Source organism: Bartonella sp. MR168JLCBS (assembly GCF_042194175.1).
On record NZ_JBHIMP010000006.1, the window covers coordinates 98,469 to 116,922 of the forward strand.

Here is an 18,454-nt window from a genome sequence, read left to right on the forward strand (position 1 = left end):
AAAAAGGCGCAATATTTCTTCTACTGTTTTAATGCAAGAATAATTTAGATTGAAAGAAAAGATGCTGTTGTTGGTTTGTCACTCTTTCATGAAGCATAAAGATGGTAAGGGATTGTATAGATCATTTATGGTTTATTCTAAGAGAGAAAATCGTATTTGAACAGAGAGGTATTTTAATTTTTTATTAGAGGGGCTTTGTTATCCTGCTCGCAAGAGGCGTGTAGCATCATCGTGTCCGAAAAGATAAAGCAGCAACTGTAAAGCTTGTCCTTGCTGAGAAGAAAGATGAGGATCGCGTTGTAAAAATAAACGAGCATCTTTTCTTGCCATTGACAAAAGATCGCTATGAACTGCAAGGTTTGCTATATGAAATTCAGGGACTCCGGATTGTTTGGTACCTAAAAGCTCTCCTTCGCCTCGCAGGCGCCAATCTTCTTCAGCGATTTCAAAACCATCTTCTGTATTGCGGATAATATTAAGGCGTGTTGCTGCTGTTTTAGTCAGAGGATCTTTATAGAGCAAAATGCAGGAAGATTTTTTATTGCCTCGTCCTACACGTCCACGTAATTGGTGCAATTGTGAAAGGCCAAAATGTTCCGCGTGTTCGATGATAATGATCGAAGCATCTGGAATATCTACTCCCACTTCAATGACGGTGGTTGCAACTAAAATACGTGTATTTCCACATTTAAAAGATGCCATAGCGGCTTCTTTTTCTGCTGTAGACATTTTTCCATGGATCATACCAACGTGTGCACCAAAGCGTTCATGGAGAAATGCAAAGCGGTTTTCAATTGAAGTGAGATCAAGAGCTGTCGATTCCTCCACTAAAGGACAAATCCAATAGAGCTTTTCTCCTTTTTCTAATGCAATTGCGATTCGCTCTATAAGCTCATGAAGACGTTTCAAAGAAAGCATTGCTGTTGTAATGGGTTGTCGTCCCATTGGTTTTTCTGTAATTTTAGATACATCCATATCACCAAAAGCTGTTAAGACAAGTGTGCGCGGAATGGGCGTGGCGGTCATAACCAGCATATCAGGTTTATTGCCTTTTTCTGTAAGAGCGATACGTTGATGGACACCAAAACGGTGTTGTTCATCGATAATGGTTAAGGCAAGATTGTTATAAGTAATGCTGTTTTGTATGAGAGCATGGGTTCCGATGATAATAGAAACTTGACCTAATTGAATATCATTCAAGATATTTGTCCGCAATTTCCCTTTTTCTCGTCCTGTTAAAAGAGTTGTTTGTAATCCGACTTTTTCGGCAAGAGGAGCAATGGTGGAAAAATGTTGCCTGGCAAGCACTTCGGTTGGTGCCATTAAAGCTGATTGTCCTGAATTTTCAGCAATTTGTGCCATTGCCATCAATGCAACAACAGTTTTTCCTGCGCCTACATCACCTTGAAGCAGTCTTAGCATCGGTTCTGGCGAAGCAAGATCCTTCGCGATATCTTCTACTGCTTTTTTTTGTCCGGTTGTGAGTTGAAAGGGGAGGACATTAAGCAATTTTTTAGTATAAATTCCTGTTGATGGTCGAGAAGTGCCAACAAGAGATTTGGTTTTCAAACGCACGAGTCCTAGCGCCAATTGACAAGCGAGCAATTCATCATAGGCAAGACGTTTGCGTGCTGTACTTTCTAAGGATAGATCGTTGGTATTAATGGGCGCATGGATACGGCGTAAAGCAACAGAAAAAGAAGAAAAATTTTGCTGTTTTTTCACATTTTCATCTATCCATTCTGGGAGGAGAGGAATAAAATCAAGAGCGTTTTGTATGGCGCGTCTTAGTGTCTTTGCAGTTAGTCCTGCAGTAGAGGGATAGACAGGTTCGATGAGAGGAATCTGATTTGATTGTTCGCTTGGAGCAATATAGTCGGGATGCGCCATTGAAAATTGTCCATTAAACCATTCAACTTTTCCTGATACAGTGACTTTTTTTCCTTCAGGGAGTTGTTTTTTTAGCCAAAGAGGCTGAGCGTGAAAAAAGACTAAATTTATTTTTCCTGTTTGATCATGGGCAATAACACGATAGGGGATTTTGTTGTGACCACGGGGCGGTGGTTGATGTTGATCGATGATAATTTCGAGTGTAACAGTGTCTCCTTCTGTTACACAAGCAATGTTGGGACGCATTCTGCGGTCTATGACGGAATGAGGCATTAATTGAAGAAGATCAATAAGAGTTGCTTCGCGTTGTGTAGGATTAACATTTAAGAGTTTGCTCAGTAAACCATAGACTTTAGGTGTAATACCAGAAAGAGTTCGAATAGAATTAAAAAGAGGGGTAAGAAGACTTGGAGGCATGAGCAAATTTAACCTGCTCTTTTTGTTTTTTCTAGACCTTTAGAAGAGCTTTTTGGGGATAAAGTTATAAAGAGGAGGTCGCTTTACTTACACATTGAATTTTAGGAAGAAAATTAATATTTAAAGATAAATACAATAAAAGGGAGCTAAAATTAAAGTGCTTAGATGAGCTATATTATTTTTCTTTTTATTTTAGCTGTTTATTTGCTGTGAATAGAAGCATTTTCTTGATATAATTCTCTTATAAATATTAATAAAATTGGGATATTGCTCCTATGTAGGATGATGAATTTATAGCTTTAAAGTTATGATAAACAGAAGTTTTTTTCTTTTATAAGGGGTGCTGTTTGGCATTTATTTTGTAGTGGGAAATTGTGAGAGTGGTAAAAAATAAAAATAAAATGCAAGAGAACAAAAATTCTCTTCCTCGCTTTATTCATTTGAGAGTGCATTCAGCTTATTCCTTGCTCGAAGGGGCTTTAAAAATCCCCCAAATTATTCAACAGACGATTTCAGATCATGCACCAGCGGTTGCTATTACCGATACCAATAATTTATTTGGTGCTTTGGAATTTTCACAGCATTGTCTTTCTCATGGGGTACAACCTATTATTGGTTGTCAGCTTACTGTTGATTTTTGTGATGAAAATGATCATTCACGTTTGGCTAAATGGCGTAATCCTTCTGATTTTTGCTCTATTGTTCTGTTGGCTGCTAGTGAAACCGGTTATGCTCATTTGGTTCGTCTTGTGAGCCGTGCTTATCTTGATAAATGTGATACTGATCCTCCTTATATTAAAGCTCATTGGTTGTCGGCACACAGTGAAGGAATAATTGTTTTAACGGGAGGCAAGGGAGGGCCTATTAATCTTTCTTTAGCAGAAGAGAAAAAAGAACATGCTGTTGAACGCTTAATTTATTTGAAAAAATCTTTTGCTGATCGTCTTTATGTGGAATTACAACGGCATGGCTCTTATGATCGGAGAGTAGAAGCTGATCTTATTGAATTGGCTTATGCGCATGAAATTCCTCTTGTTGCAACAAATGAAGCCTTTTTTCTGAAGAGAGAAGGGTATGAAGCGCATGATGCGCTGATGGCTGTTTCAGAAGGACAAATAGTCTCTAATCCAGATCGTAAACGTGTGACGCCAGATCATTATTTGAAGTCACAAGATGAAATGGTTACACTGTTTTCTGATCTTCCAGAAGCTTTAGAAAATAGTGTTGAAATTGCATTGCGTTGTCATATTGCCACGCCTCTTCGAAAACCGATATTGCCTCGTTTTATAGAACAATCTGCTAATTCAGAAAATACTTTAGAAGTAGAAGATAGTGAGTTGTTAAATCAGGCTAAAGCTGGTTTGAAGATGCGGCTTGAAACAATTGGATTAGCTGAAGGGTATACGATTGCAGATTATGAGCAGCGGCTTGATTATGAAATTTCAGTTATTACGCGTATGCAATTTTCTGGATATTTTCTTATCGTTTCAGATTTCATAAAATGGGCAAAGGTTCATGATATTCCCGTTGGACCAGGGCGGGGTTCTGGTGCTGGTTCACTTGTTGCTTATGCATTGACGATTACTGATGTTGATCCATTGCGGTTTTCTCTTCTCTTTGAACGTTTTCTCAATCCAGATCGTGTTTCGATGCCAGATTTTGATATCGACTTTTGTCAAGAGCGGCGCGAAGAAGTTATTCAATATGTTCAAAAAAAATATGGACGTGATCAAGTTGCTCAAATTATTACCTTTGGTAAGTTACAGGCACGTGCAGTTTTGCGTGATGTGGGGCGTGTTTTAGAAGTTCCTTATCGTCAGGTGGATTATCTTACAAAATTAATTCCTGCCACACCAGGAAGTCAGGTAGAATTGGCTGATGCTATTAAGGATGAACCTAAATTTGAAGAGGAAAAGAAAAAAGATCCCGTTGTTGGACGCGCATTAGATATCGCACTCCAGTTGGAGGGACTTTATCGTCATGCTTCGACTCATGCTGCTGGGATTGTTATCGGAGATCGTCCGCTTTGGGAGCTTGTCCCGATGTATCGTGATCCTCGTTCTGATATGCCTGTTACACAATTTAACATGAAATATGTTGAACAGGCAGGGCTGGTAAAATTTGATTTTCTTGGATTAAAAACGCTTACTGTTTTGAAAATGGCAGTCGATTTTGTTGCCAGAAAGGGGATTAAAATAGATTTATCAAATATCCCTCTGAATGATGAAGCAACCTACGCTATGATGGCACGTGGTGAAACGGTTGGCGTGTTTCAGGTGGAAAGTTCTGGTATGCGCAAGGCGTTGATTGGAATGAAGCCAGACCGTATTGAAGATATTATTGCGCTGGTCGCACTTTATCGTCCAGGTCCAATGGAGAATATTCCAACCTATAATGCACGCAAACATGGGGAAGAGGAAATTGCTTCTATTCATCCTAAAATAGATCATCTGATCAAAGAAACACAAGGTGTTATTGTCTATCAAGAACAGGTGATGCAGATTGCTCAGGTGCTTGCTGGCTATTCGCTTGGAGAAGCCGATTTATTACGTCGTGCTATGGGGAAAAAAATTCATGCTGAAATGCAAAAACAGCGTACGCGTTTTGTCAATGGAGCTGTTGCAGGTGGTGTTGATAAAGATCAAGCTGATATTATCTTTGATCTTTTAGCAAAATTCGCTGATTATGGTTTTAATAAATCGCACGCTGCTGCTTATGCAATTGTTTCTTACCAAACAGCTTATATGAAAGCAAATTATCCCGTTGAGTTTTTAGCAGCTTCAATGACGTATGATATGACGAATACAGATAAACTTAATGATTTTCGGCGTGAAGCATTAAGGCTGGGTATTGAAGTTATTGCACCTTCTATACAAACATCTCATCGTGTTTTTGAGGTTGGTGATAACTGTATTTATTATTCTCTTGCTGCCATTAAAGGAGTGGGAGAAACTGTTGTGGATCATATTGTTACTTGTCGAGGGGATAAGATTTTTAAGGATCTGGAAGATTTTTGTGCGCGTGTTGATCCTCGTATTGTTAACAAGCGTGCGATGGAAAGTTTAGTTTGTGCTGGTGCTTTTGATTGTTTTAACATTGCACGTGAGGTTTTATTAGCCAATCTTGGAACCCTTCATGCGCGTGCACTTCGTATTCTCGATGACAATTCTAGCGGGCAGGTTGATATATTTGGAATGGCAGGCGGATTAAAAGAACCATTGATCTTATCGCAAACAACCCCTTGGTTGCTGGCTGAGAAACTTTATCGAGAATTTCAAGCTATAGGTTTTTACTTTTCTGCGCATCCATTGGAGGAGTATCAAGCTATTCTAGACAAAAAACGCATTCAGACTTGGGTTAATTTTGCCAATGCCGTTAAAGGAGGAGCAACGGCTGCACGGCTTGCTGGAACTGTTGTGGCAAAAAACGTGCGCAAAACAAAATCTGGTAAAAAAATGGGAATTATTCATTTTTCTGATACAAGTGGACAATATGAAGCTGTTCTCTTTTCTGAGGCACTCTCGGATTATGAAGAGATGCTAGAACCCGGAAAATCTTTTATTATTACGGTGAGCGCAGAAAATCGTTCTGAAGGAGTTAGTTTGCGAATTGAAACAATTCAGTCGTTGGAACAGGAATCATTAAAACAGCATAAAATGATGCGTCTTTTTATAAAAACAGTTGATATGCTTCCACAAATTGAACAAAATTTAAATCTTGGGGGGAATGGAGAGGTTGGGCTTATTTTAATACAAGAGGATGGATTGCGAGAAGTCGAAATTGCGCTTCCTAAGCGATATAAGGTAAATTCACATGTCGCAAATGCTATGAAATTAATTCAGGGTGTTGTTGATGTAGAATTGAGTTAACAGAAAGATTAAAGATGGGAGCTGATTTTGAGTGGTGTTTTTGCTTTTAGGAGAGCTAAAAATTGAGCTTTTAAAATCGGATTGTAGGTTTCGAAAAATATTGCTTTTATTTGAGTAAATTATGATGTTTTTTAGTGTCATAGTGTCATAGTGTCATAGTGTCATAGTGTCATAGTGTCATAGTGTCATAGTGTCATAGTGTCATAGTGTCAAAAAATCTCTTTCTTTCGTAATATTCAAAATACTGGAAGAATTTTATAAGTTTTTATCATTATTTTTTATGGAATTCATCGCATCATACATGTAAAGCCAATCGAGATCTGACATAATGCTCTCTGGTGTACGAATTTTCATCATGAGATTGCGTGCAATTGCTATAGGACCGGTTGCGTGATAGACCAATCTATTGAAATCTCCGCGTTTTTTTACTGCTACAATACGGGGGGTGCGTGTTGTTTCGTAAAGCGAAAGTGCTTTCGTTAATGAAAAATCTTTCAATGAAAGTGCTTCTGCTAATGTGGCAGCATCTTCGATTGCCATAGCGGCACCTTGCGCTGCAAAAGGTAAGGCTGCATGTGCACAATCGCCAACAAATACTTGTCTCTCTAAGCCGATAAAACGATTTTGTTTCATTTGAAAGAGTGGCCAATAGCTCCATTCATCGATATGATCAAAGATTTGTAAGATTTTTGAATTCCAACCTTTAAAAAGAGATTTGAGTTTTTCTTTATCTCCTTTATGAGCCCATCCTTCTTTTGAATTTTCTCCATGCGTAATGGCGACAAAATTAAAAATTTTTTCTGACGATTGAATGGGATAGACAACAAGATGATTTTTGGGTCCCATCCAAGCTGTAATTGTCTTCATATTTTGCAATGAAGAACGAAATTTTTGAGGAAGATTATCAAATGTTGTTGTTGCACGCCAAGCAATAAAGCCACTAAAATTTGCTCTTTCATGAAAGGGAGATTGTTGCCGTAATGTTGACCAAACTCCATCACATCCGATCTGAAGGGGCGTTGAATGAAGCTGTTCTGTTGTTGTATCTGTTTTTATTGTCTTTATTTTAATGTTGGTTGCAGATTGGGTAGAAGATACAATCGTTTCACCTGCTTTGTATTTGATCAAAGGATTTTCAATCACTGCATCATATAAAATTTGTTGTAAAGCTGCGCGGTGGATCGTCATATAAGGGGCTTTCCAATATTTTTCTGTTAGATTGATAAGATGAGCCCGTAGATGTATTTTTAAAGACAATCCATCTTTTAACTCAAGAAAATGTGGGATTGTAGCGACTTCAGTGAGTTTGTTAAGAAGTTCCCAGCGAGCAAGAATAGATGTTGCATTTGGTGTCAGCTGAATACCAGCGCCTATTGTTTCAAGTTGCTTACACTTTTCGATAATGGTGCTTGCAATTCCTTTATGAGCGAGTGCTAAAGCGGTGCTTAAACCAGCAATTCCTCCTCCAACAATGAAGGGCGATCGGTTCACAAATGATTCCATATTAAACAAGCAGAATTAAAAGAGTGGTTATTAAGAAAGCCCAAAAACGCGATTATAATAGCTTTTCTGGATGATATAAACATCCTGTTGGGTTTGTTTGATCGTATGATAGCGAGGGAACATAACGATAAAGGGTTGAGCAATAAGGGCAAATTTTCTCATCTGCTTCTCCCATGTCGATAAAGATATGGGGATGATCGAATGGTTGTGTAGCGCCTACACACATAAATTCTTTCACACCAATTTCGATTATTTTATATCCAAGGTCATTTTGGAAATGGGGAATATTGTGATCAGCCATGGCGTACAAACTCCAGAATAAATTGTCTCATCAGCTATAATTAGGCTCTTCTATTTTATAGGCGTGAGTTTGTAATAAAGCTTATAATAATGCAAGCTGCTTTTTAAGACAAATTTCTCCTCCTTTATGCTATATTAGAATAATTGTCGTGTTTTTAGCGCTTTGCGCATAGAAATAGTTTCAAGTATTTTTAAATATTAAATGAAAACACGATGAGAAAAGTTAGGCATTGATATATTACTATGATGATAACATATTATAAAATGTTATATGAGATATTTCATCAAGGATTTTAGAAAATATAAAAGAAAATTATTTAGGATATATGGAACAGAGGGTGGTAGATAAAATTTCTATATCGAATATAACAATGAAAAATCCGGTACGGTTTATTAATCGAGAGTTTTCATGGCTACAATTTAATAATCGTGTTTTGATGGAAGCGGCTAATTCGAAACATCCTTTATTAGAACGCCTACAATTTCTTTCTATTTCAGCTGCAAATCTTGATGAGTTTTTTATGGTTCGTGTTGCTGGGCTAGCAACTCAAATTCGTGCTCGCGTTACAGCGTGCAGTGCAGATGGGCACACTCCACAGGAACAACTTGATATTGTATTAGCTGAGATTTCAAAGCTGCAGGCTCACCAACTACGAGAATTGAATGTTTTACGTGATGAATTAAAAAAGAATAATATTGAAATTATTTGTTCTGATGATCTTTCAGAAATTGAAAAATCATGGCTTGAAAAGTATTTTCTTGAGACAATTTTTCCTGTTTTAAAACCTTTGCCTGTTGATTCTACCCATTCTTTTCCATTTATTCCTAATTTAGGGCTTTCTATTGCGCTTCAATTGTCTGGAGAAACTGATCATAACTCACACACAGTGCTGTTGTCTATTTCAATGCTTTTGAGGCGTTTTATTCTTCTTCCTCAAGAGGGCAATCATTTTCGTTTTATTGCAGCTGAAGATGTTATTTGCTTTTTTATTAAACATGTATTTCCTAATTATGAGGTTAAAGGAATTGGTACATTTAGAGTAATCCGAGATAGTGATATTGAAGTCGAAGAAGAAGCTGAGGATCTTGTTCATTTTTTTGAAACTGCTCTCAAAAGGCGGCGCCGTGGGCAGGTTATTCGAGTTGAATTTGACGCAAAAATGCCAGAGAGTTTACGCCAGTTTATAGCGAATAGTCTTGCTGTTCCTGATAATTGTATTAATGTTCTTGATGGATTTTTAGCGCTTAATATGGTATCAGAAATTGTTTCTATCCCCCGTAATGATCTCAAATTTATTCCTTATATTCCCCGTATTCCAGAATGTATTCGTGAACATAAAGGGGATTGTTTTGCGGCTATTCGTGAAAATGACATTGTGATTCATCACCCTTATGAGACATTTGATGTTGTTGTCCAATTTTTACGTCAAGCTGCTTGCGATCCTGATGTTGTGGAAATCAAACAAACACTTTATCGTACATCAAACGATAGTCCAATTGTTGGAGCTTTGATTGAAGCAGCTGAACAGGGAAAGTCTGTGACTGCTTTGGTAGAACTTAAAGCACGTTTTGATGAGGAAGCAAATATTCGTTGGGCACGGGATCTTGAATGTGCTGGGGTTCAAGTTATTTTTGGTTTTATTGCATTAAAAACTCATGCCAAGATGTCATTGGTTGTGAGACGTGAGGGAAAACGTCTTTGCTCTTATGTTCATCTTGGAACAGGGAATTATCATCCCATTAACGCTAAAACTTATACGGATCTTTCTTTTTTTTCCAAGGATGATGATATCGCTCATGATGTTGCGTTATTGTTCAATTATATTGCGCAATATGAGCGTCCGAATGAAACAATGAAGATTGCTTTTTCACCCTTAACATTGCGTGGTCGTATCTTAGAGCATATTGAGGGAGAAATTGCTCATGCACAACAGGGAAGGTTTGCTGCTATTTGGATGAAAGTTAATGCATTGGTTGATCCTGAAATTATTGATGCTTTATATCGTGCCAGTCAAGCAGGGGTGCAAATTGATTTGGTTGTGCGGGGGATATGTTGTTTACGTCCTCGTATTCTAGGAATTTCAGATAATATTCGTGTAAAATCAATTGTCGGGCGTTTTCTTGAACATAGTCGCATTTTTTGTTTTGGGAATGGTCAAGATTTGCCTAATGAAAATGCACTTGTTTACTTAGGTTCTGCTGATATGATGCCTCGTAATCTAGACTATCGTATTGAAATATTGGTTCCAGTTTTTAATAAAATAGTGCGTCAAAAAATTCTTTTACAAATTATGTTGGCTAATATCATTGATAATCAACAAAGCTTTGATATACTTAAGGATGGAACATCAAAACGTATCACACCGCAGATAGGTGAAAGTCTGTTTAATGCGCAGGAGTATTTTATGGCTAATACAAGTTTTGCGGGGAGAAAAGAGTCCTTTGAATCTTCTGTTTCGCGCTTGATTGCGTTGCGTCGGCAACAAGCCGAAATACATAAAGATTAAAATCCAATGACATATATAGATGCTCAAGGTCGGTTAAAAGGGCGTAAGCCTGTTGCTGTTGTTGACATTGGCTCAAATTCTGTTCGGTTGGTTATTTATGAGGGGCTTGTTCGCTCACCAACGGTTTTGTTTAATGAAAAGATTCTTTGTGGTCTCGGTCATGGTGTGGCAAAAACAGGATTTTTAGAAGAAAAATCGATGAAAATGGCGTTGCAAACACTGAAACGGTTTCGTACGCTTTGTCGACAGATTGGGGCAGATGAGGTCTATACTTTAGCAACAGCAGCAGCACGAGATGCAAAGAATGGCGTAGCATTTATTCAGCATGCTGAAGATATTTTGCAAAGTAAAATATATCTTCTTTCAGGAAGTGAAGAAGCTATGTATTCAGCATATGGAGTTGTGTCTACTTTTTATCAACCAAAAGGTATTTCTGGGGATCTTGGTGGTGGAAGTCTTGAGCTGATTGATATTAATCATTCTGATGTTGGTGAAGGGATAACTCTCCCATTGGGTGGTTTAAGGCTACAGTATATGTCAAATAATGATAGTGCTGTAGCTACAAAAATTGTACATGAGCAACTTTATAAATCGTCTGTTGTTCGGACTCGTAAAGGTATAGCACGTTATTTTTATGCAGTAGGGGGGACATGGCGTAATTTGGCAAAACTCCATATGGCAATGAAACACTATCGGCTCCCTGTTATGCATGGCTATGAAGTTGATGCCGTTGAAATGGAGAACTTTTTACGTCTTGTAGCACGTGGCAATATTGATAATATGAGAGGGATTGCAGCGGTTTCTCAGAATCGTCGGAAACTTTTATCTTATGGGGCAATAGTTCTTATTGAACTCATTCAGTGTATGGAGTTTGAAAAGATAATTTTTTCTGGTGCTGGCGTTCGTGAAGGTTTTCTTTATTCACGATTGCCGCAGGCGCTTCGACTTTCAGATCCTCTCATTGCAGCATGCACAGAAATGGCTATTTTACGGGCACGTTCACCAAAACAAGCAGAAGAACTCATTGATTTTACGACGAATGCTTTTGAAGTTTTTGGAATTTCAGAAACTGAAAATGAATGCCGTTATCGTCAAGCCGCTTGTCTTCTTGCGGATATTGGTTGGCGTATACATCCAGATTATCGAGGCAATGAAGCAGCAAATCAAATAGCTTTAGGATCTTATCCAGGAATTTCTCATGAAGGGCGCCTTTATGCGGCGCTTGCTGTTTTTTTTCGCAATACAAGTTTACTGGTTGATAAAGAATCTCTCCCCATTTTTCAATTAGCAACTCAAAATATAATTGAAAAAGCACGTATTCTTGGCGAAACTATGCGGATTGCTCATCTTTTTAGTGCTTCTGTTGCAGGTATTTTACCTCATCTATTGTGGCGTAAAAAAGCAGATCATATTATTTTGCAGATCCCAAAGAATTACGCTGGGTTATTAGGAGAACGTCCTCTTGGACGATTAAAGAAGTTATCAAAAATAATAAAAAAACCTTTTGCTTTTGAAATTTTTTGATTTTTTTCTAATTTATTCGGGCTTTATGTCTTATAATAGTGCCATTGACAAGGGATAAATTAGGCAACCTATCATCATGAGCTGGACAACGGGGGGGCTTTTTGTTCCATAACGCCCGTGTCATCCCCCACGTAAGGCATTTGTAATGCCCTGAGCATTCATAAAAGAAAATATAATTTTTTTATCCAGTTACTTGCATCACAGAATGGATTTTGCATGTCATAAGCTTCGTGTGAAAATGAAAAGCCTTGTCCATCCTTACGTGACAAGGTTTTCTTTTTATGCTGTGTCATTTTGACGTTGCTATTTAGCTTGCTCGATGACATTCAAAAGATTCGATTGTAATAAACGCGATAAAAAACTAAATTTGAAAGGTTTTGGTAAAGATCCATTGGTAATATGACGCCGGAATGTTGAAACACTCATATGAAACAGTTTTGCACTTTCACGGCCCGCTAAAAGAATATCATTTTCTGTCATTATAAAATTCTTTCACTATAAAAAATAGAAACAAATCATAAGCATTTATTAACCATATTTTCGAATCCTTTGAAAGGTATTTAATTTATAAAAAACAATATTTTATTATATAATTTCTGATGTGATTATTTATGCTTCTTATTGAGACGATATGAGAGAAAAGGGAGAGAAAGTCATCCACAAATAATGGGGTTATGTATCCCATATCTTAGCTTTGATCTGTAACATAAGCCGTCCATTTATCCATATAGACACGGCGCTGTTCTAGATAGTCTGTTCGACGATAGGGCACCGCTCTACTTGTCTTCCGACTGTATGACCTAGGATGGTTTCTGCGATTTTATAAGGGGGAGCGGTTGTTTCAGTAAGCCAATCGCGTAAACTAGAACGAAACCCATAGGGGCAGACATCAAGTTTATTTTTTCTCATATACTTTGACATACAATTCTGAGCAAGGGGACTACGACTGGTTGCAGAAAAAAAGAAAACATTGCGAGAAAGCAAGCGCGCTTGTTTTAAAATTTCTGATGTCTTTGTTGATAAGGGCACGCGAAATTCTGTTGTAGCGTCATGCAAACCGTTCATATTTTCAGCAGGGATAGTCCATATACCCCCATCCACTTGATTTTATGAATATGACACAAAGGAAAAGTGCGAATCCCTGTAAGGATGAGTAGACGCAAAGCCAATAGTGTTAGGGTTGTTGTTTGGCAAAGTGTTTTTTATAAAAAGATGGTACATCTCTTCAATCCATTGCTGGTAAATTTTGTGTTTTATGGCGTTGTTTTCTTAAGAGAGAGTGTGCTTTTTCTGTTATTTGTAAATCAACATTCAAATCTAAGGCGCAGTATGTTTGAGATAAAGATTAAGACGGTTCAAGTGCTTTCTTTGCTGTTCCATCTTTTGTATACCAAATTGGGGCAAGGGTATTGCGTATCTCTGTTTGTATACTCTCTGAAACAGGCAGACAGCCTAATTTGGGGAGAATATGAAGGCGTAAAGATAAGACCAATCCCCAGCTTTTCCATCATTTTTGAATTTAGCTTTACGGCTTTCAAAGGCATCTAGAGCAATGTATTTGAAGTAACGGAGATTATGCATTGCCTCACGTTTTTGTTTGTTGCGTTCTTTAATAGGGTCACGACCTTCACGTAAAATAGAACGCCATTCGGTTGCACATTCACGAGCTTTTTTAAAGAGACATCTCTCAAGGCACCCAAGCCCATTTCACGGCGGCGTCCATGAATTGTATAACGATAAAGCCATTGAGCACCACTATCTTTACGTTTGTGAAGAAGCAAGCCGGCACCATCATTATATTTGCTAGCTCCCAATGTTGCGACAGTCCTTGGCACTTGAGACGATTCATAAGAGCCATTTTAGTCCTTTCTTGTACAGTTTTTACCCACACGCCAGCCCCGCTTATGACGTGCAAGAGAATGGTTTTGATTGTTAGATTGTAATCTCGGTAGTTTTTTTAATACGATATGGTGACGTGAGGCATTATATCTTTGTTTGTTCCTATTGCTAGGCTGCTATTTTTGTAACGAATGCGCTTTTATTATAAGAACTTTTTCTTTTTAAAACTTTTAAATGAGGAGCTGTCTGTGTTTTTAGATTTTTGTAATAAGATTGCTATTTGATTGACCTGATAAAGATTTAGCTGTCATTTTTAATAAGAGTTTACTATTTAAGTTTTTAACTTTGTCAGAAGTAGGCTTTAGTTATCCTATTTGCGTTGGTCCATAGGGCATACCAATTTATGTAGATAATAAGTAGCGTAATGGATTTTTAAAAATGAAAATGTAAATTAAAGCTGTTTTGTGCTTATTTTTCCATCGTTAAAGTAAAACCCTATCTGCCCCTTTAGCAGTTGTTCGGCTTTTTTACCAAAAATTTCATAGCGCCAGCCATTCATAGCGGGAATATTTTTCTTTATTCCTCCATTGGCAATTTTTTCTAAATCATTAGATGTTGCAATAATTTTAGGGGCAATGCTGTTTTCGCTTGCAACAATTTTTAATAACACTTTGAGCAGATCGATAACAGCGACCGTCGTATCATTGAGTGGATTATGTTTAGGAATGGGGGGTAAAGTAGAAAGATCCACCTCTAAACCTTCGTGGACAGCTTTGATTAATGATTGAGCAATTGAGAGTTTATCCCAATTCTTATTAAGACTGCGCAATCGTTTTAATGCAGATTCATCTTTTGGTTGTTGGGTTGCTATTTCTATAAGACATTCATCTTTTATGATATGACGACGTGGCATATTGTATCTTCGTGCTTCACGTTCACGCCAAGCTGCTATCTTTTGTAATACAGCAAGTTCACGAGGCTTTTTAATTTGTCCTTTCACTTTTTTCCATGCTTCATCTTCTGGCATATCATAGGTTTTAGGATTTAAAAGGATTGTTAGTTCATCATCCATCCAGTGAGCACGTTGATTTTTTTCTAACCTTTTTTTCAATAACAGGTAAACATCTCTTAAATAGGTTACATCGGCAAGTGCATAGAGCAGTTGTTTTTCAGACAAAGGTCGGCAACTCCAGTCTGTAAAGCGGGAGGATTTATCAAGATGATGCCCCGTGCAACGTTGTACAATTTGATCATAGGAGATAGAATCACCAAACCCACAAATTGATCCTGCTATTTGCGTATCAAAGAGAGGGGAAGGAATAACACCTCCAAGATGATAAATTGTTTCAATATCTTGGCGCGCAGCATGAAAAACTTTTACAACTTTTTTATCGATCATAAGGTCAAAAAAAGGTTGTAAATCAATATCTGGTGCTATGGGATCAATCAAAACTGTGACATCTGGTGATGCGAGCTGGATTAAACACAGTTGAGGCCAAAAAGTTGTCTCGCGGATAAATTCAGTATCGACTGTTACAAAATCAGAGGTACGTAGAGCGTTAAGTGCAATTTCAAGATCTGTTGTTTGTGTAATAAGATTCATCATTTTATTATAATTCGATAAATTAAATTTGTCCTTTATTGACTTTATTTTTGAGTTTTTATTCTCATATCTTGACAAATGGTTATTAAAAAGCGTTTGTAGCGCATATGAATATTATAATCAAAGGCAAAAAACATGCACCGTTATCGCAGTCATCATTGTGCGGCTCTTCGTAGATGTGATGTAGGAGCACAAGTCCGTCTTTCGGGATGGGTTCATCGTGTTCGTGATCATGGAGGAATTCTTTTTGTGGATTTACGTGATCATTTTGGAATTACACAAATTGTTGCTGACCCTGCTTCGCCGGCTTTTAAAGTTATTGAAAAAGTGCGTTCTGAATGGGTTATTCGTGTGGATGGAGAGGTATGTGCACGTTCTGATGAGGTTATTAATGCAACGCTTCCAACAGGTGAGATTGAAATTTTTGCACAAGAGGTAGAAATTCTTTCAAAATCTGATGAACTTCCTTTACCGGTTTTTGGTGAGCCTGATTATCCAGAAGATATTCGATTAAAATATCGTTTTCTTGATTTGCGTCGGGAGACTATGCACAAAAATATCATGCGTCGGACTGAAATTATTGCGGCTATGAGACGGGCTATGCAAAATAATGGTTTTACGGAATTTACGACGCCACTTTTGACAGCTTCATCGCCGGAAGGAGCACGTGATTTTTTGGTTCCAAGTCGTGTTCATCAGGGAAAATTTTATGCGCTACCGCAAGCACCACAGCAATATAAACAGTTGTTGATGATGTCAGGTTTTGATCGTTATTTTCAGATTGCTCCATGTTTTAGAGATGAAGATCCAAGGGCCGACCGTCTTCCTGGTGAATTTTATCAATTAGATGTTGAAATGAGTTTTGTTGAGCAAGAAGATGTTTTAGCAACTATGGAACCTATTATGCGTTCTATTTTTGAAGAATTTGCAGATGGAAAAACTGTGACACAGAGCTTTCCTCGCATTTCCTATGATGAAGCAATGCAAAAATATGGTTCTGATAAGCCTGATCTACGTAATCCGATCATTATGGAAGATGTTTCTCAACATTTTTATAATTCTGGTTTCAAAGTCTTTTCTCAAATTTTAGCGAATGATGAGAATGCACAAGTGTGGGCTATTCCGGCTAAAACGGGTGGAAGTCGTGCTTTTTGTGATCGTATGAATGTATGGGCACAAGGCGAGGGGCAACCAGGGCTCGGTTATATTTTTTGGCGTGAAGAAAAAGGAAATTTTGAAGGAGCAGGGCCTATCGCCAAAAATATTGGTCAACAGCGAGCTGAAGCGCTCCGTATACAGCTTGGACTTGAAAGTGGTGATGCTTGTTTTTTTGTGGCTGGAGATCCAAAAAAATTCGCATCTTTTGCTGGAGCAGCCCGTACACGGGTAGGGGAAGAATTAGATCTTCTCGATAGAGAGAGTTTCTCTTTGGCTTGGATTGTTGATTTTCCATTTTTTGAATGGAATGAAGATGAGAAAAAGATTGATTTTGCACATAATCCTTTTTCCATGCCTCAAGGGGGAGAAAATGCTCTTGAGACCCAAGATCCTCTTACTCTTAAAGCTTTTCAATATGATCTTGTTTGCAATGGTTATGAAATTGCATCAGGTGGAATTCGTAATCACTTACCAGAAATGATGCTTAAAGTTTTTGAACTTGTAGGACTTTCTAAGGAAGTTGTGAAAGATCGTTTCGGTGGTCTTTATCGTGCATTCCATTATGGGGCTCCGCCACACGGTGGTATGGCTGCGGGAATTGACCGCATCATTATGCTGTTGCAAGGTGTTAAAAATTTGCGTGAAGTTGCTTTATTTCCTATGAATCAACAGGCACTTGATCTTTTGATGAGTGCTCCGTCTGATGTTTCTCCCACACAATTACGTGATTTAGGAATCCGTATGGCTCCTACTCACAAAAATAGCTCATAAAGTTGATATTCGATATCATATCAAAAAACACAATAAAGTCAATAGGTTGTTTGCAATTATTTTACATGAATCCACTTAGGAATCCACATTTTTATACGTGATTCATTTGACCATTTTTTATATAAGATTAGCACGTATGAATAGAGCATAAAAAGCAAATCATGATGCAAATATTATAACGCATGTGTGTATTCAAATGAAATGAAAAGCAGCTATCATTCATAACAGTTCATAAATTTTATGATACGTTTTTATCACTTAAAAATCGCATTGTTTTAAAATTTAGTTGTTTGGAATTATCGATAACATACGTTTAAAGATCACATCTTGTTTTAAAGATTGGATTGTTAATAGCATAAGGAACAAATTAATATTCGCCAAAATTGAAAAGCGTAAAATCCAAAAATGCTATAGCAATATTTTATTACCTATAAGAAGGTAATCGTTTGAAACTGTCATAAGCCTATAGGTTTCAATTCATAAGGGCGCATAAAGGATTTCAATATCGTTTTTAAAACGTTTCTAAAAATTTAGAAAATGATAGGCAGGTATTATATAGATATTATCATTACAACAGATATGAAATTCAAAACGTTATATCTTATGATCAAAAGCCTTTTTAATGAATAAAAGCAAGCTATCAAAAAACGTTTTAAAAGTTATCGTTTAAAAATACGAAGCCAAATGGGATCAATCCAAATTTGGATTGAGAAATTTTAGCTTCCCTTTTTAGAGAAGCAAATAAACTTCAAAACCATTGTAACATCATAAGGCATGGGGTTTTACTAAATTTTTAATAAAATAATGCTGTTTAAAGAATGCTCTATTCTAAAGTTAACGCCCCCAAATTGGGGTGGTTAATATTGCCAACTCAAATTTGAGCCGGCTAATTTTTAAAGAAATTAGGTTTTAAAGAAAAGTACAAATACGCTTATGAGAACCTCATTAAATGAACCTTTAAACGTTTGAAACATAAAATGAGATCTTTATAAGTGTTTAAAACTTCTTTTTATCACAGTTATAACTTAGTTATCATTTGCTCTTAAGAACGTTTCATTTATGAAAAACGAAGA

Annotated in this window: 9 protein-coding genes and 1 pseudogene; 4 read left to right on the top strand and 6 right to left on the bottom strand. The window is 37.3% G+C overall.

Annotated elements, in window-relative coordinates; genetic code table 11:
• Nucleotides 1-198: 198 nt before the first annotated feature.
• Nucleotides 199-2,307 (bottom strand): ATP-dependent DNA helicase RecG, encoded by a 2,109-nt coding sequence (recG, locus tag ACFIK8_RS05640; protein WP_375635888.1) that lies wholly within the window; start codon nt 2,305-2,307, stop codon nt 199-201.
• Nucleotides 2,308-2,708: 401 nt separating this feature from the next.
• On the opposite strand from recG, the gene dnaE reads away from it, so the two are divergent.
• Entirely contained in the window at nt 2,709-6,176 is a 3,468-nt protein-coding gene (gene dnaE / locus ACFIK8_RS05645) for a DNA polymerase III subunit alpha (RefSeq protein ID WP_375635929.1), read from the top strand.
• Nucleotides 6,177-6,431: 255 nt separating this feature from the next.
• Here the strand turns inward: dnaE and ACFIK8_RS05650 are convergent, their stop codons facing one another.
• Both ACFIK8_RS05650 and ACFIK8_RS05655 read right to left on the bottom strand, forming a co-directional pair.
• A complete protein-coding gene (locus tag ACFIK8_RS05650) occupies nt 6,432-7,679 on the bottom strand; it encodes an FAD-binding protein (RefSeq protein ID WP_375635889.1) in 1,248 nt (415 codons plus the stop codon).
• Nucleotides 7,680-7,731: 52 nt separating this feature from the next.
• The gene (locus ACFIK8_RS05655) at nt 7,732-7,980 is read right to left on the bottom strand and encodes a zinc-finger domain-containing protein (protein ID WP_375635890.1); all 249 of its coding nucleotides are present in this window, start codon (nt 7,978-7,980) and stop codon (nt 7,732-7,734) included.
• A gap of 325 nt (nt 7,981-8,305) precedes the next feature.
• Between ACFIK8_RS05655 and ACFIK8_RS05660 the strand changes: the two genes are divergently transcribed.
• Nucleotides 8,306-10,486 carry an RNA degradosome polyphosphate kinase gene (locus tag ACFIK8_RS05660; RefSeq protein WP_375635891.1) on the top strand — a complete coding sequence of 727 codons (2,181 nt, stop codon included), beginning with the start codon at nt 8,306-8,308 and terminating at the stop codon, nt 10,484-10,486.
• 6 nt (nt 10,487-10,492) lie between these two features.
• A complete protein-coding gene (gene ppx / locus ACFIK8_RS05665) occupies nt 10,493-12,010 on the top strand; it encodes an exopolyphosphatase (protein ID WP_375644737.1) in 1,518 nt (505 codons plus the stop codon).
• A 303-nt stretch (nt 12,011-12,313) separates the two neighbouring features.
• Here ppx and ACFIK8_RS05670 read toward each other — a convergent pair whose 3' ends face one another.
• The 3 genes and pseudogenes from ACFIK8_RS05670 to rnd form a co-directional block, all read right to left on the bottom strand.
• On the bottom strand, nt 12,314-12,490 hold the full coding sequence (locus tag ACFIK8_RS05670) for a helix-turn-helix transcriptional regulator (protein WP_375635893.1): 177 nt from the start codon (nt 12,488-12,490) through the stop codon (nt 12,314-12,316).
• 208 nt (nt 12,491-12,698) lie between these two features.
• Nucleotides 12,699-13,868 (bottom strand): annotated as a pseudogene (locus ACFIK8_RS05675) (tyrosine-type recombinase/integrase).
• Between the two features lie 432 nt (nt 13,869-14,300).
• A complete protein-coding gene (gene rnd / locus ACFIK8_RS05680) occupies nt 14,301-15,455 on the bottom strand; it encodes a ribonuclease D (RefSeq protein ID WP_375644736.1) in 1,155 nt (384 codons plus the stop codon).
• Between the two features lie 132 nt (nt 15,456-15,587).
• Between rnd and aspS the strand changes: the two genes are divergently transcribed.
• Entirely contained in the window at nt 15,588-17,381 is a 1,794-nt protein-coding gene (gene aspS / locus ACFIK8_RS05685; protein WP_375635895.1) for an aspartate--tRNA ligase, read from the top strand.
• Nucleotides 17,382-18,454 lie beyond the last annotated feature (1,073 nt).